This window comes from Pseudomonas sp. 43A (assembly GCF_013363935.1).
Lineage (GTDB): Bacteria > Pseudomonadota > Gammaproteobacteria > Pseudomonadales > Pseudomonadaceae > Aquipseudomonas > Aquipseudomonas crudilactis.
Genome location: NZ_CP054880.1, coordinates 645681 through 661049, shown reverse-complemented (window position 1 = coordinate 661049; position 15369 = coordinate 645681). Strand labels below are relative to the sequence as shown.

The following is a 15369-nucleotide window of genomic DNA, read 5'->3' as shown; positions in this document are numbered from 1 at the left end:
GCTGGCCCTGTGCCACGCAAACGAGCGTAAAACGCCTGTTTCACGGGTTAAGCGCTTCTTTTCGGAGCCTTGGTTTGGTTTTTGCATTTTCCCGATACCGACGCTTGCTTGTTGCGCACGCTCCGCCCCCAAAAGAGGCTCCGATGACCATTAGCGACGCAATCCACCGTTTGCTGCTCGACAACCTGACCACCGCCACCATCCTGCTCGACGCCGAATTGCGCCTTGAGTACATGAACCCGGCGGCGGAGATGCTGCTCGCCATCAGCGGGCAGCGCAGCCATGGGCAGTTCATCAGCGAGCTGTTCACTGAATCCACTGAAGCGCTGAATTCGTTGCGCCAAGCGGTAGAGCAGGCGCACCCGTTTACCAAACGTGAAGCGATGCTCACCGCCCTCACCGGCCAGACGTTGACCGTGGATTACGCGGTGACGCCGATCCTCAGCAACGGCGCGACCATGCTCCTGCTGGAAGTCCATCCGCGTGACCGCTTGCTGCGGATCACCAAGGAAGAAGCGCAGCTGTCCAAGCAGGAAACCAGCAAGATGCTGGTACGCGGCCTCGCCCACGAGATCAAGAACCCCCTCGGCGGCATCCGCGGCGCCGCGCAATTGCTGGCCCGTGAACTGCCGGAAGACAGCCTGCGCGATTACACCAATGTGATCATTGAAGAGGCCGATCGCCTGCGCAATCTGGTCGACCGCATGCTCGGCTCGAACAAGTTGCCGTCGCTGGCCATGTGCAACGTCCACGAAGTGCTGGAGCGTGTCTGCCAACTGGTCGAAGCCGAAAGCCAGGGCTGCATCACCTTGGTGCGCGATTACGACCCGAGCATTCCCGACGTATTGATCGACCGCGAACAAATGATTCAGGCGGTATTGAACATCGTGCGCAACGCGATGCAGGCAATCAGCAGCCAGAACGAGCTGCGCCTTGGCCGTATCAGCCTGCGCAGCCGGACCATGCGCCAGTTCACCATTGGCCATGTCCGCCATCGCCTGGTGACCAAGATCGAAATCATCGACAACGGCCCGGGGATCCCGGCGGAACTTCAGGAAACCATTTTCTTTCCGATGGTCAGCGGACGTCCGGACGGTACCGGACTCGGCCTGGCCATTACTCAGAACATCATCAGCCAGCACCAGGGCCTGATCGAGTGTGACAGCCATCCAGGCCACACCACCTTCTCGATCTTTCTGCCACTGGAACAAGGAGCCACATCGACATGAGCCGTAGTGAAACCGTGTGGATCGTCGATGACGACCGTTCTATCCGTTGGGTGCTGGAAAAGGCGCTGCAGCAGGAAGGCATGACCACCCAGAGCTTCGACAGCGCTGATGGCGTGATGAGTCGCCTGGCCCGTCAGCAGCCCGACGTGATCATTTCCGACATCCGCATGCCGGGTGCCAGTGGGCTGGATCTGCTGGCGCGAATTCGCGAGCAACACCCACGGCTGCCGGTCATCATCATGACCGCTCACTCCGATCTGGACAGCGCTGTCGCCTCGTATCAGGGCGGCGCGTTCGAATACCTGCCCAAGCCGTTTGACGTCGATGAAGCGGTGTCGCTGGTCAAACGCGCGAATCAGCACGCGCAAGAGCAGCAAGGCCTGGAAGTCGTACCGGCGCTGACCCGCACCCCGGAAATCATCGGCGAAGCGCCGGCGATGCAGGAAGTGTTTCGCGCCATCGGCCGCTTGAGCCACTCCAACATCACCGTGCTGATCAACGGCGAATCCGGTACCGGTAAAGAACTGGTCGCCCACGCATTGCACCGGCACAGCCCGCGCGCGGCCTCGCCGTTCATCGCGCTGAACATGGCGGCAATCCCAAAAGATCTGATGGAGTCCGAGCTGTTCGGCCATGAGAAAGGCGCGTTCACCGGCGCGGCGAACCTGCGTCGCGGCCGCTTTGAACAGGCTGACGGCGGCACACTGTTCCTCGATGAAATCGGCGACATGCCGGCGGATACGCAAACCCGCTTGCTGCGCGTTCTGGCGGATGGCGAGTTCTACCGCGTCGGCGGGCACGTGCCGGTCAAGGTCGATGTGCGGATCATCGCCGCGACCCACCAGAATCTGGAAACCCTGGTGCACGCCGGAAAATTCCGTGAGGACTTGTTCCACCGCCTCAACGTAATCCGCATCCACATCCCACGCCTGTCGGACCGTCGTGAAGACATCCCGACCCTGGCCAAGCACTTCCTCAGCCGCGCCGCGCAGGAACTGGCTGTCGAGCCAAAACTGCTGAAAAGCGAGACCGAGGAATACCTGAAGAACCTGCCGTGGGGCGGCAACGTGCGGCAGTTGGAGAACACTTGCCGCTGGATCACCGTGATGGCGTCCGGACGCGAGGTGCACATCAGCGACCTGCCGCCAGAACTCCTGAACCTGCCGCAGGACTCGGCACCGGTGACCAACTGGGAGCAGGCGCTGCGTCAGTGGGCCGATCAGGCCTTGGCGCGCGGCCAGTCGAGTTTGCTCGACAGCGCAGTGCCGGCATTTGAACGGATCATGATCGAGACAGCGCTGAAGCACACCGCCGGGCGCCGGCGTGATGCAGCGGTGTTGCTGGGTTGGGGGCGTAATACCCTGACGCGCAAGATCAAGGAATTGGGGATGAAGGTTGATGGTGGGGATGATGATGAAGGGGATGAGGGTTAAAACCTTGTTCGCTTGAGGATGGTTGTGTACTCAGGATCGATCCCCCTCACCCCAGCCCTCTCCCCAAGGGGGAGAGGGGAAAGGGAGCCGATTTCAGGTGACTTCGAGGCTTGAGTTCGGCTCGGTATCTCAGGTCGGCGTAATTTGACCAGGCAACTCGGTCAGTCCCCTCTCCCTCTGGGAGAGGGTTAGAGGTGAGGGCCCCCCGTGCACCGCATCAATGCACAATGACCCGCGATCGCGCACAGCTGCATCGCCACACTCCTTCCTGAAAAAACCAAAAAACCCACTGTCCAAGAACATGAAAGCCCCGAATTACGGGGCTTTGATGTCTCTGATCAGCTTTTTTGTTTCAGCAGATTAAAACCTGGCACGCCCCCTGCAATACCTCTTACAGGTGATTCGATTCACCACCCGTTTCGGGGACCTTGGTACAGGCAGGCCGGGGATTCCCCTCTTTATACCGGGCGCACACCGCAACGCGATGCGCCCACCGTTTTGGGATCCTTGGTACAGGCAGGCCGGGGGTTCCCTCTTTACACCGGACCGACGCTGCTAGCGAAGTCCCCCCGTTTTGGGAACCCTGATACAGGCAGGTCAGGGATTCCCGCTTTTACATCGCACCCGGCATCGAATCATTCGAGTCGAGGTCGCTTTGGCAAATGATGCGAAGGCTGGTTTTGCCAGGTCGGGTCAGATTTGCTTATTTCATCCTCCAGCTTATCCAGCATTTTTCCGGGACTGGTTTCAGTTCTCGCAATAGCAAGCAACCGCCCTTGTTCACCTGGGCTGGCCTGTTGCATGTGTTCCAGAAAACTCCAGACTCGACGCTGCAAAATCTGACGCTCAACCCTGAATTCTGGCGTGCGCGATAAACTTTCGATTCTTGCCATCAGCAAAGAGTTTGTCTGGTTCATTTCTAATGAACTCCAAACGGCACCCTTTTCCTGGTGTTGCGCCTGTGGAACATCATGCAGCCAACGATTGACTCCCAGATCAATCTCAATATCTCCCAACCAGATATCAGCCCCTGTTTGTCGGCGTGCCGCGACCAGTCGCCGTAAAGATGCGGGGTCGGTAATCGGATTACGTTCAAGACGGATCCCGTCTCTGAGTTCAATGGTTTCGGGGATTACCTGAATTCTGTTCTCCTGCAGACCCAAAATGCGTTTTGGAACATCAGAAGTGATCCCCTCCGGGAACCTGCTTATTCGATTATTGTGCAAGTTGACCACCTGTAACGCTGCCATTCCTTCGAGAGAGGGAGCCTCGCCAAGCGAGTTGTAGGAGAGCGTCAATTCCTCAAGTCGCAACGGACCATTATCGGTACCAAGCCCTGCCGGCAATTGCCTTATCCCCGTAAACGATAGGTCCAGCACCCGTAGTTCGGACATCCCTGACACTGAGGGCGCGACACCCAATTGATGGTTCCCGGACAGGTCAAGCACTTCCAGGCGGGTCGGGCCGTCCGCTTGCGAAAGTCCGACAGGCAGCTCAGTCAGTTTTGCCGAAGTGAGACTGAGTTTCCTCAATTCAGTCATACCGCGTACTGAAAACGGGAAGGCCAGAGTACTGTGAGAGATGGCCAGTTCCTGCAGCCGGGTCAGCCTGCCAAGCAGGTCGACATCATTTGCAGAAAATGTCATCCCTTCTACGTGCAGGGCTCGCAGATGGGTGAGCGTCTCGATTCCGGCAGGTAAACGGGAGACGCCGTACCGATGAATTTTTAAAATTTCGACATGAGGAAAACTCAACAGCAGATTGCCGATTATTTCTATTTGCCCTTCAAGGCGAAGAGAAACGATGGAGTCGAGCCGCGTCAAGGAAAGAAAGTCGACGGGCAACTGGTCTGTTCTATTGCCCACGTGCAGATTCAAATCGAAGCCAACGAACTGACCATCGCGATAGACTTTTTCCGATGGCTCGCCTTGCCATTTGTACAGATCACGCACCTTGGCCCCGATCGCCAATCGCTGCTGGTGACTATTTCTGTTTTTGTCTTTGTAGAGGGCTTCCCAAGCGCTGATTTCGCGATCCAATTGAGAATACCCAAGCTCAATCCGTTTGAGTTCTGCTTCAGCTGCGTCGCTGTCCCCAAAGCGCGAGATAAAGTCATCCGCGTGTTGATCAGTTGCCTCGGGAAGGTATTTTCTGACCTGCACTCGAGTGGTTGAACTCGAGACCTCACGTACGCTCCAGAAGCCGCTGTCAGTATCACGCAGCAGTACCGGGCCGGAGGGCGACAACTCACTGGGCAATCTGGCGCGAAAGAGCCCAGTTTCCGGGTCAACCCCGACAAGTACAATGCGGCCATCGGACAATTCAGCGTAGGTGCGCTGTTTGAGCACACGCAGACCCTGGCTATTGGCTTGCGCAAGTGTCGCCAGCGCGACGGTTACGTAACGGTCCACCGATGGCAGCGGTGCCGGGGAACGGGCGGCAACAGGAGTCGCATGCACTACGACGACCGGCGACGGGTGTGGAGCTTCAACACTAGAAGAGTCAGAGGTCCCGGCCCGCAGCGGTGAACTATTCAAAGAACTACCGGAATCGAAGCCTCTGAGTCCCGATGGGCCGGGGAGCGAAATATCCTCAGCTGTTGAGCGCGTCGGGCTGGTTGGTACATCCACATGGGTACCGCTTCCGCGCGGTGGTTTTACTGGCATGTTTTTTCATCCTTGAAATGCTCGTCCCTGGCTTTCGCGCAAGAGACGCAGGTTTCGGCATCCTGCCGATTTGAAAGAGGAGCGCACGATAGCGTGCACAGGTGCTGAAGGAGAGAGGAAAGGCAGACTGGCGCAGTGGGAAACAACGTCAGCAAAAGTAGGAGAAACGAAAGAGACGGCAGATTTGCGATCAGTTCGCTTGCAAACGAATCTCCAGTCGCCAGCGATCGTCGACCTCGCTGCCTGCCCACTCGCCCTGTAGCGGCCGCGCTGCCAGTATCGTCAACAGCAATCCGCCGTCACTTTTGCGCGTACGCCAGTTGACGTCTTTGCCGTTGAGCTTGAGCTGGCCCTTCTGCGCCGGGCCTTCAGCCTGAAACAGCAGCGCCACGGTGCCATCGATGATCTCGCCGTGCAGCTTGGGCTCATTGTTGAACCACACCACCAGCCCTTGTTCCGTCACTTCGACTTGCTGCAACACAGTCGGATCCGGCGTGGTCAGGCGGCCGATCATCAAGCCAATCATCAATCCGACAATCGCCAGCGAACCGATCACCCGCGGGAATAGTTTCGAACGGTTGTCCACAGGCGGCGTAGAATGCCGCTCATCTTTACCTTCGGAGCCGTGCATGTTTCACGTCATCCTTTTCCAACCAGAAATTCCGCCGAATACCGGCAACGTTATCAGGCTGTGCGCCAACAGCGGCTGCCACCTGCATTTGATCGAACCGCTGGGCTTCGAGATGGACGACAAGCGCTTGCGCCGTGCCGGTCTCGATTACCACGAATATGCCACGCTGCAACGTCACGCGGACCTGGCCAGTTGCCTGGAAAGCCTGGGTAACCCGCGGTTGTTTGCATTCACCACCAAGGGCTCACGGCCGTTTCATGATGCCGCGTTTGTGCCTGGCGATGCGTTCATCTTCGGCCCGGAAAGCCGTGGCCTGCCGCCGGAAGTGCTCGACGCGCTGCCGCCGGAACAGCGCCTGCGCCTGCCGATGCGTGAAGGCTGCCGCAGCCTGAACCTGTCCAACACCGTGGCGGTCGCTGTGTACGAAGCCTGGCGTCAGAACGACTTCAAATAACACCATAAAACAAATGTGGGAGCGAGCCTGCTCGCGAAAGCGGTGTATCAGTCGACAAATCTGTCATCTGACACGCCCTCTTCGCGAGCAGGCTCGCTCCCACATGGGGTGTTGCTGAACCGTCTTACTGAACGGTTGGCGTCTCGCCGCTTTCCTGCATGCGCTGCAATTCTTGCGCGTACAGAGCGTCGAAGTTCACCGGAGCCAGCATCAGCGCCGGGAAAGAACCGCGGGTCACCAGGCTGTCCAGGGTTTCGCGCGCGTAAGGGAACAGGATGTTCGGGCAGAACGCACCCAGGGTGTGGCTCATCGAAGCCGCGTCGAGGTTCTTGATCAGGAAGATACCGGCCTGCTGCACTTCAGCGATGAAGGCAACTTCTTCACCGTTTTTCACGGTGACGGACAGGGTCAGCACGACTTCGTAGAAATCACCTTCCAGCGCTTTCTGGCGAGTGTTCAGATCCAGGCCGACCGCCGGGTCCCACTGCTGGCGGAAGATCGCCGGGCTTTTCGGGGCTTCGAAGGACAGGTCGCGTACGTAGATGCGCTGCAAGGAGAATTGCGGTGCGGTTTCTTCTTCGCTGGCTGCAGTGTTCTGTTGGTCAGTCATCTCAGATCCTTATCGATCTTGGGTCTTTTAGGGAGTGCTGTACGTAGGTGCAGCCGTTCAGGCCTTGAGCAGCGCGTCGAGCTTGCCGGCGCGCTCCAGGGCATACAAATCGTCACAACCGCCGATGTGCTTGTCGCCGATCCAGATCTGCGGCACGGACGTACGCCCGGCTTTCTGGGTCATTTCAGCGCGCACCTGCGGCTTGCCATCGACCTTGATCTCTTTGAAGGCCACGCCTTTGTTCTCGAGCAGGTACTTGGCTCGCGAGCAATAAGGGCAGTAATCGCTGGAGTAGACGATGACTTCGCTCATATCACTTCACCAACGGCAGGTTGTCGCCTTTCCAGCTGGAAATCCCGCCGGACAGCTTGGCGGCGGTGAAGCCGGATTTCATCAGTTCGCGGGCGTGGGTGCCGGCGGTCTGACCCAGGGCGTCGACCAGAATAATGGTCTTGGCCTTGTGCTTTTCCAGCTCAGCGACGCGCGCAGCCAGTTTGTCCTGGGGAATGTTCACCGCGCCAACGATATGGCCGGCAGCGAAATCCTTGGCCGGACGGATGTCCACCACCACGCCTGCGTCTTTGTTGACCAGCGCGGTCAGCTCGCCGGTGCTCAGGCTTTTACCGCCGCCCTGCATCGTGTGCGCCAGCAGCAGAGCCAGCAGTACGACGAAGATACCGACAAGAATGTAGTGGTTAGTGGCAAATTCAATCAGGTGAGCAACCATCGAAGGAGGTTCCAGGGCGTTAAAATGTCGGCCAGTATACACAGCCACTATGGTCGGCCAAACCCCGTCCGGCGGTGACGCGGTCGGAACTTAGCTTTAAACTCCAACTCCCTTTTCCATCGCCCTCTTCTTTATTAGCCACGAGTGGATTCCATGACGACTACGCCTAAACCTTTGGTCCTGATGATTCTCGACGGCTTCGGTCACAGCGACAGCCCCGAATCCAACGCCGTTTTCGCGGCGAAGAAGCCTGTTCTAGATCGCCTCTGGGCCACGGTGCCGAACGGCTTGATCTCGGGCAGCGGCATGGACGTCGGCCTGCCGGACGGCCAGATGGGCAACTCCGAAGTCGGCCACATGAATCTTGGCGCCGGCCGCGTGGTGTATCAGGACTTCACGCGCGTGACCAAGTCGATCCGCGACGGTGAGTTCTTCGAGAACCCGACCATCTGCGCCGCTGTGGATAAAGCCGTGGCCGCCGGTAAAGCCGTGCACTTCATGGGTCTGCTGTCCGATGGCGGCGTGCACAGCCACCAGGATCACCTGATCGCCATGGCCGAACTGGCCTTCAAGCGCGGCGCTGAAAAAATCTACCTGCACGCTTTCCTGGACGGCCGCGACACCCCGCCGAAAAGCGCCGCCTCGTCGATCGAACTGCTCGATGCGACCTTCCAGGCGCTGGGCAAGGGCCGCATCGCCAGCATCATCGGCCGTTACTTCGCCATGGACCGTGACAACCGCTGGGATCGCGTCGCCCAGGCCTACAACCTGATCGTCGATGGCAACAGCGAATTCAACGCTGCCACGGCGCAGGAAGGCCTTGAAGCCGCTTATGCCCGTGGCGAGAGCGACGAATTCGTCAAAGCCACGTCCATCGGTGAGCCGGTAAAAGTCGAAGACGGCGACGCCGTAGTGTTCATGAACTTCCGCGCCGACCGTGCCCGCGAGCTGACCCGCGTGTTCGTCGAAGACGATTTCAACGACTTCGAGCGCGCACGCCAGCCGAAACTGGCCGGTTTCGTCATGCTGACCCAATACGCAGCGAGCATTCCTGCACCGTCGGCGTTCGCGGCGGGCAGCCTGGAGAACGTCCTCGGTGACTATCTGGCGAAAAACGGCAAAACCCAGCTGCGCATCGCTGAAACCGAGAAATATGCGCACGTGACCTTCTTCTTCTCCGGCGGCCGCGAAGAACCGTTCCCGGGTGAAGAGCGCATTCTGATCCCGTCGCCGAAAGTCGCCACTTATGACTTGCAGCCGGAAATGAGCGCGCCTGAGGTCACCGACCGCATTGTCGAGGCCATCGAAAACCAGCGTTACGACGTGATCGTGGTCAACTACGCCAACGGCGACATGGTTGGCCACAGCGGCGTGTTCGACGCGGCCGTGAAGGCTGTGGAATGCCTTGATACCTGCGTCGGGCGCATTGTCGAAGCTCTGGAGAAGGTTGGCGGCGAAGCGCTCATCACCGCTGACCACGGCAACGTCGAACAAATGGCCGATGAATCCACCGGTCAGGCACACACCGCGCATACCACTGAGCCGGTGCCGTTCATTTACGTCGGCAAGCGTGACCTCAAGGTCCGTGAAGGCGGCGTGCTGGCGGACGTGGCACCGACCATGCTGAAACTGCTGGGTCTGGAAAAACCGGCGGAAATGACCGGTACGTCTATCCTGGTGTAATCCGCCCGATCAAACTCCACAAAACCCTGTGGGAGCGAGCTTGCTCGCGAATACGATGGATCAGTCGATATCAATGTCGCCTGACACACCGCTTTCGCGAGCAGGCTCACTCCTACATTGGTTTGCAGAGTTTTTCAGGCCAGTTATCACACAGCCCCAATTGGGCGTTTTTTTTGCAGCCTCGGGCGGGCATACTAGGCCGTCCCTTACCCTGGTGCCGCCCGCCCCTATGCTTCGCGTCCTGATCGCCCTTGCTCTGACCTGCCTGCTCCAACCGGCCTTCGCTGACGAGCGCGCGCAAACCCAACAGCAGTTGGACGCCACGCGTCAGGACATTGCCGAGCTGAAAAAGCTGCTGAGCAAAGTCCAGGAAGAAAAATCCGGCGTACAGAAAGAGCTCAAGGGCACTGAAACCGAGCTGGGCAAGCTGCAGAAGCAGGTCGATGCGCTGCAGAAAGAACTGCAGAAAAGCGAATCCGAGCTGCAGCGACTCGATGCAGAGAAAAAAAAACTCCAGAGCGCGCGCACTGAACAGCAGCGACTGATCGCCATTCAGGCCCGAGCGGCCTATCAGAACGGTCGGCAGGAATACCTCAAGCTGCTGCTCAACCAGCAGAATCCCGAGAAATTCGCCCGCACCCTCACCTATTACGATTACCTGAGCCAGGCCCGCCTGGAGCAGTTGAAGAACTTCAACGAAACCCTGCGCCAACTGGCCAATGTCGAAAAAGACATCGCCGCCCAGCAGGCGCAATTGCTGGTACAGAAAAGCAGCCTCGATACTCAGCGCGACGAACTGGAAAATGTTCGCAAGGAACGCCAGCAAGTCCTCGCCAAGCTCAACGATGACGTGAAGGCTCGCGATCAGAAACTCGCCGCGCGTGAGCAGGATCAGGCAGATCTGTCTAAAGTCCTTAAAACCATTGAAGAAACCCTGGCCCGCCAGGCCCGTGAGGCAGAAGAGGCGCGGCAGAAAGCGCTGATCGCCCAGCAGGAAGCGGAAAAAAAGCGTTTGCGTGAGGCGCAGGCTGAAAACAGCGACGCCCCACGAAAACCCGCCAGATCGACTCCCGGCGCACTGGTCTCCAGCAGCGGCGAGACCTTCGGTGGTCCTTTTGCTGCAACCCGGGGAAAACTTCCTTGGCCGGTTGATGGTCGACTGCTGGCACGCTTCGGCGAAAGCCGTGGCGACGACGCCCGCACCAAGTGGGACGGCGTGATGATCAGCGCCTCTGCCGGCAGCCAGGTGCATGCCGTACACGGGGGGCGCGTAGTGTTCGCCGACTGGCTGCGCGGCGCCGGGTTGCTGGTGATCCTCGATCACGGCAACGGTTTTCTGAGTCTTTACGGTCACAACCAGACGCTGCTCAAGTCTGCCGGTGACGTGGTAAAAGCCGGTGAGTCCATCTCCACTGTCGGTAACAGTGGCGGCCAGGACACATCAGCGCTGTATTTCGCAATTCGTCAGCAGGGTCACCCGAGTGATCCGGCGCAATGGTGCCGCGCGCAAGGATAGGCGTTGAGTCACCTACATTAGGAGTTCGTTCGACATGCTGCATTTGTCCCGCCTTACCTCGCTGGCCCTGACGATCGCCCTGGTGATCGGCGCGCCTCTGGCGTTCGCCGCGCAACCGGCCCCGGCCGTCGCTCCGGCAGGCACTGCCGCGACCTCCAAGGCGCCGTTGCCGCTGGAAGAGTTGCGCACCTTTGCCGAGGTCATGGACCGGATCAAAGCCGCTTACGTCGAGCCGGTGGACGACAAGACCCTGCTCGAAAACGCGATCAAGGGCATGCTCAGCAACCTCGATCCGCACTCGGCCTACCTCGGTCCTGAAGATTTCACCGAGCTGCAGGAAAGCACCAGCGGTGAGTTCGGTGGTCTGGGCATCGAAGTCGGCGCCGAAGACGGCTTCATCAAAGTGGTCTCGCCGATCGATGACACCCCGGCGTCGAAAGCCGGCATTCAGGCCGGCGACTTCATCGTCAAGATCAACGGTGCGCCAACGCGCGGCCAGACCATGACCGAAGCCGTCGACAAGATGCGCGGCAAGATCGGCCAGAAAATCACCCTGACCCTGGTCCGCGATGGCGGCACGCCGTTCGACGTGACCCTGGCCCGCGCGGTGATCCAGGTGAAGAGCGTCAAGGCGCAGTTGCTGGAAACCGGCTATGCATACATCCGCATCACCCAGTTCCAGGTCAAGACCGGCGAAGAGGTTTCCAAGGCGCTGGCCAAGCTGCGCAAGGACAACGGCAAGAAGCTCAACGGCATCATCCTCGACCTGCGCAACAACCCGGGCGGCGTGTTGCAGGCGGCGGTAGAAGTGGTCGACCACTTCATCACCAAAGGCCTGATCGTCTACACCAAAGGCCGCATCGCCAACTCCGAACTGCGCTTCTCGGCCACCGGCAAAGACGAAAGCGAAGCAGTGCCAATGGTGGTGTTGATCAACGGTGGCAGCGCCTCGGCTTCGGAAATCGTCGCCGGCGCCCTGCAGGATCAGAAACGCGCGGTGGTCATGGGCACCACCAGTTTCGGCAAAGGCTCGGTACAGACCGTGCTGCCGCTGAACAACGACCGTGCGCTGAAGATCACTACCGCGCTGTACTTCACGCCGAATGGTCGTTCGATTCAGGCCCAGGGCATCGTTCCGGACATCGAAGTGCGCAAGGCCAAGATCACCAACGAAGCCGATGGCGATTACTTCAAGGAAGCCGACCTGCAAGGTCACTTGGGCAACGGCAACGGCGGCGCGGACAAACCGACCGGCTCGGGCGCCAAGCCTAAAGCCATGCCGCAGGACGACGACTACCAACTGGCCCAGGCCCTGAGCCTGCTCAAAGGGCTGAGCATCACGTCCGGCCGTTGAGGATGTCTCTGCGTTTCGTCTTCGTTCTGTTGTGCTGTCTGGCGGGTGCTGCTCACGCAGAGCCCGTCAGCCCGACACCGCACAAAGCCTACCTGACACTGATCATCGACGACCTGGGGCAGAACCTGCCCCGGGATCGCCGTGTGCTGGCCCTGCCCGGCCCGGTGACCACGGCGATCATGCCTGATACCCCGCACGCCACCGAGTTCGCCCGCGAAGCCCATCGCGCCGGCAAGATCGTCATCCTGCACATGCCGATGGATCCGGCCACCGGGCCTTATGCCTGGCACCCGGATTTGCCAATCGAAGAGCTGGAGAAACGCCTCAACGCCGCGTTCAAAATGGTCCCGTACACGGCTGGCATCAATAATCACATGGGCAGCCGCATGACGGCGCAGCCAGTGGCGATGGCGTGGTTGATGGGCGAGTTGCAGCGCCGGCACAAGTTTTTCGTCGACAGCCGCACCAGCGCGCAAACCGTGGCGGCACAGCAGGCACAGAAAATCGATCTGGCGAGCGTTTCGCGGGATGTATTTCTCGATGACGAGCGCACTGAGGCCGCAATCTTCACTCAGTTGCAGACGGCGATCAGTCTGGCCCGCAAACAGGGCTCGGCCGTCATGATCGGCCATCCCTATCCACAGACGCTGGCGGTGCTGGAGCGAGAACTGCCCAGACTGAAGGCCCAGGGTATCGAGTGGATCGACATCAAACAGATGATCAGCGTGCGCAGCAATCGCGCCATGGCTGGCCATGGCAAAGATGGCGTGTACCGGTAACAGGTTGTCACGACTGTAGATACATAGTTACCGCCAGCCATCGGGCCCAGCCCCGGATAGTAAGACCTGCAACAGGTCGCGACTCCCCCGAGTCGCCTTTCAACTATCAGGAACTACCATGACTACTCATGACGATAGCGTTTCGCCGATCGGGCAAACGGATGCCATTCGACACGACAATCTGCTGATCAACTTCACCACGGAGTTTCTCCGCGTCTGGGACACCAGCGGATCGCGGGCAAAACCGGCCGCCTTCTGGCGCCCCACTCCTGCCGCCGATGTGCTTCCCGGCTATTTTCCATTGGGCGACGTGGCCATTGATCACCACAACAACATTACCGAGCGACATGTGGTGGCCGTGGTTTGCGAAGCAGGAACACCCAGTGCCGATCCTGGCAAAGGCAAAGCGCTGAGTCGCCCAAACGACTACGAGCTGATCTGGAAGGATACCGGGGCGGGATCCAGGAAGGACGGGGCGATCTGGCGACCCGTTCCACCCGAAGGTTACGTGGCACTGGGCTCTGTATGCTCCGACGGCTACGAAAAACCATCACTCAACGCGGTTCGCTGTGTCCGCGCCGACCTTGTCATCGCATCAGGCGTCAGTGAACCGGTGTGGAACGACAAGGGCAGCGGTGCCCGACAAAGTGTCAGCACCTGGAGTGTCGTTCCACCCTCAGCCCCGTCGAATGTGATTCATCTGGCACCCGGCACCTTTGTCGGCTGGAACAGTCATTCCAGGCCCGCTGCCTTCCTCCTTTACTCACTGCGCATTGAGATCCCGCTGCAGATCAATCCCCGTCCCGGCGCGCCGATTCTTGACAGTGCAGTTTCGCCGTCTTCGCAAATACCCGAGATATCAACGCACACCGCCAGACTTCCCTGGTTCGCGGTAAAAGACCCGCAGTTTTCCAGACGCGAACAACTGCGCCAGTCACCTTTCTATCTTCTGCAACGCACGGATCAGTATCAGCTCGTATGCCATCGCTACAACGGGGAAAACCAAAACAGGACGATGCGCTGGACCGCACCCCGGGCACAGAGCAGCGAAGGTCTGCGCGCATTCACCAACCGCACCTCGATCGAGTTCGGCGCGCAATGGAAGAGTAATGTGTCCCGGCCTTTCCTGTTTTCGGCGCGCTTGAACAATGAGTTCACCCAATGCGAAGTCCACTCAAACGACTGGCTCAACTCAACGCCGATTGAAATCGCCGCGGTCATGGCCAAAAACAGCTCGATGGCGGTCTACCTGATGCAAAGTCAATACACGCTGCTACGCGCAGACGGTACGCATGTTACCGGCGCTGTCAGTTACACCGACGCCAACAGTTTGCACTTCAGCGCCTACACATTGCCGGTACCGGATGAGCCGATCCTGCCTGAGGAAGAGCCGCAAGCCGCGGACGCGATAGACACTTCTGTAGCGGATGACGCCATCACGCAAACGCCAGCGCCGACAGAATTGCCAACGGCTACAGATAACGCCCCATGATCTCGTCGACAACGCCGTCCTTGCGCATCTGATCCAATGCCGCCTGCAACCTGGCGACAACTTCGTCAGAAATGTCTTTGTTGAGAGCCAGATACAGTTCGGCGCTATTGAAGCGCAGCACGGTCTTGAGCCCCGTCACACCATCCTGCCGCGCCAGATAGCGCCCGGCAGGATCCCCCGTGGCCCACAGGTCGATCTGACCATTGACCAACTTTTTCGCATTGTCCTGATCGCGCAGCACAACCACGGGCTTCAAGCCCTGCTTGGTCAGCGTTTCGGCAATCGCATCGCCCTTGTAGGCACCGATTTTGTATTTGCGCGCATCATTGAGGGTTTCGAGGGTGATCTTGCTGTCGGCCTTGGCCAACAGGATCCAGTCGTCGGGGCCGATCGGGCCGACCCATTTGAAGAGTTTCTCGCGATCAGGCAGGCGTGCCATCACGAAAGCACCGTAGCCGGGATTTTCCAGCGCCAGTTTGTACACCCGCTCCCAGGGAAAGCGCAGAGTCAGACTGTAAGTGAGGCCGGAGCGCCGGAACATCTCACGCACGATATCGGTTGCGATACCGTTGATGTTCTCGCCCTGGGCGAAATTCTTGCCGTTCTTCGCCATGTTGTACGGCGGGAAGTTTTCGGTAAGGAGCACCAGATCGGTGTCGGGACTGTCCTCGGCACGAGCCGTGTTGACCAGCAACAAAGAAACACTGGCGAGAACAAGAAGCAGGCGTTTGATCATGTCGGGCTACCGAAATCCATGGCGTGCCCAAGAGTGCCTTGGGTGCGCCATGGTGTCCA

General features: G+C 59.2%; 14 protein-coding genes. 8 read left to right on the top strand and 6 right to left on the bottom strand.

The annotated features are described in order from the left end of the window. The first annotated feature begins 143 nt into the window (after positions 1–143). The gene (gene glnL, locus HUW52_RS02900) at positions 144–1229 is read left to right on the top strand and encodes a nitrogen regulation protein NR(II) (RefSeq protein WP_016985742.1); all 1086 of its coding nucleotides are present in this window, start codon (positions 144–146) and stop codon (positions 1227–1229) included. After that, positions 1226–2662 (top strand): nitrogen regulation protein NR(I), encoded by a 1437-nt coding sequence (gene ntrC, locus HUW52_RS02895; protein ID WP_007909238.1) that lies wholly within the window; start codon positions 1226–1228, stop codon positions 2660–2662. Before glnL ends, ntrC begins: the two co-directional genes overlap by 4 nt. A gap of 635 nt (positions 2663–3297) precedes the next feature. Here ntrC and HUW52_RS02890 read toward each other — a convergent pair. Continuing rightward, positions 3298–5328: a leucine-rich repeat domain-containing protein gene (locus tag HUW52_RS02890; RefSeq protein WP_175552928.1), complete on the bottom strand. Its 2031-nt coding sequence runs from the start codon at positions 5326–5328 to the stop codon at positions 3298–3300. Positions 5329–5518: 190 nt separating this feature from the next. Beyond that, positions 5519–5959 carry a hypothetical protein gene (locus HUW52_RS02885; protein WP_016986348.1) on the bottom strand — a complete coding sequence of 147 codons (441 nt, stop codon included), beginning with the start codon at positions 5957–5959 and terminating at the stop codon, positions 5519–5521. On the opposite strand from HUW52_RS02885, the gene HUW52_RS02880 reads away from it, so the two are divergent. Further along, positions 5958–6413 (top strand): tRNA (cytidine(34)-2'-O)-methyltransferase, encoded by a 456-nt coding sequence (locus tag HUW52_RS02880; protein ID WP_007909235.1) that lies wholly within the window; start codon positions 5958–5960, stop codon positions 6411–6413. The genes HUW52_RS02885 and HUW52_RS02880 overlap by 2 nt on opposite strands. A gap of 124 nt (positions 6414–6537) precedes the next feature. Here the strand turns inward: HUW52_RS02880 and secB are convergent, their stop codons facing one another. Genes secB through HUW52_RS02865 form a run of 3 tightly spaced genes read right to left on the bottom strand, consistent with a single transcriptional unit; the run spans position 6538 to position 7750 of the window. After that, positions 6538–7023, bottom strand: a complete 486-nt coding sequence (gene secB, locus HUW52_RS02875) for a protein-export chaperone SecB (protein WP_016772114.1) — start codon at positions 7021–7023, stop codon at positions 6538–6540. A gap of 57 nt (positions 7024–7080) precedes the next feature. Beyond that, positions 7081–7335, bottom strand: a complete 255-nt coding sequence (gene grxC / locus HUW52_RS02870; RefSeq protein WP_016986347.1) for a glutaredoxin 3 — start codon at positions 7333–7335, stop codon at positions 7081–7083. Position 7336: 1 nt separating this feature from the next. Next, the gene (locus HUW52_RS02865) at positions 7337–7750 is read right to left on the bottom strand and encodes a rhodanese-like domain-containing protein (protein ID WP_016986346.1); all 414 of its coding nucleotides are present in this window, start codon (positions 7748–7750) and stop codon (positions 7337–7339) included. A 153-nt stretch (positions 7751–7903) separates the two neighbouring features. Between HUW52_RS02865 and gpmI the strand changes: the two genes are divergently transcribed. The 5 genes from gpmI to HUW52_RS02840 all read left to right on the top strand — a co-directional run bounded on the left by gpmI (position 7904) and on the right by HUW52_RS02840 (position 14574). Continuing rightward, entirely contained in the window at positions 7904–9433 is a 1530-nt protein-coding gene (gene gpmI / locus HUW52_RS02860; protein WP_175552927.1) for a 2,3-bisphosphoglycerate-independent phosphoglycerate mutase, read from the top strand. A gap of 229 nt (positions 9434–9662) precedes the next feature. Then, the gene (locus HUW52_RS02855) at positions 9663–10949 is read left to right on the top strand and encodes a murein hydrolase activator EnvC (RefSeq protein ID WP_038359965.1); all 1287 of its coding nucleotides are present in this window, start codon (positions 9663–9665) and stop codon (positions 10947–10949) included. A gap of 34 nt (positions 10950–10983) precedes the next feature. Continuing rightward, on the top strand, positions 10984–12303 hold the full coding sequence (locus HUW52_RS02850; protein ID WP_016986344.1) for a S41 family peptidase: 1320 nt from the start codon (positions 10984–10986) through the stop codon (positions 12301–12303). A 2-nt stretch (positions 12304–12305) separates the two neighbouring features. Then, positions 12306–13082, top strand: a complete 777-nt coding sequence (locus HUW52_RS02845; RefSeq protein WP_016986343.1) for a divergent polysaccharide deacetylase family protein — start codon at positions 12306–12308, stop codon at positions 13080–13082. A 118-nt stretch (positions 13083–13200) separates the two neighbouring features. Continuing rightward, a complete protein-coding gene (locus HUW52_RS02840; RefSeq protein WP_175552926.1) occupies positions 13201–14574 on the top strand; it encodes a Vps62-related protein in 1374 nt (457 codons plus the stop codon). On the opposite strand, the gene HUW52_RS02835 is transcribed toward HUW52_RS02840, so the two are convergent. Beyond that, entirely contained in the window at positions 14555–15310 is a 756-nt protein-coding gene (locus HUW52_RS02835) for an ABC transporter substrate-binding protein (RefSeq protein ID WP_102899556.1), read from the bottom strand. The two genes, HUW52_RS02840 and HUW52_RS02835, sit on opposite strands and share 20 nt — an antisense overlap. Positions 15311–15369: the final 59 nt, after the last annotated feature.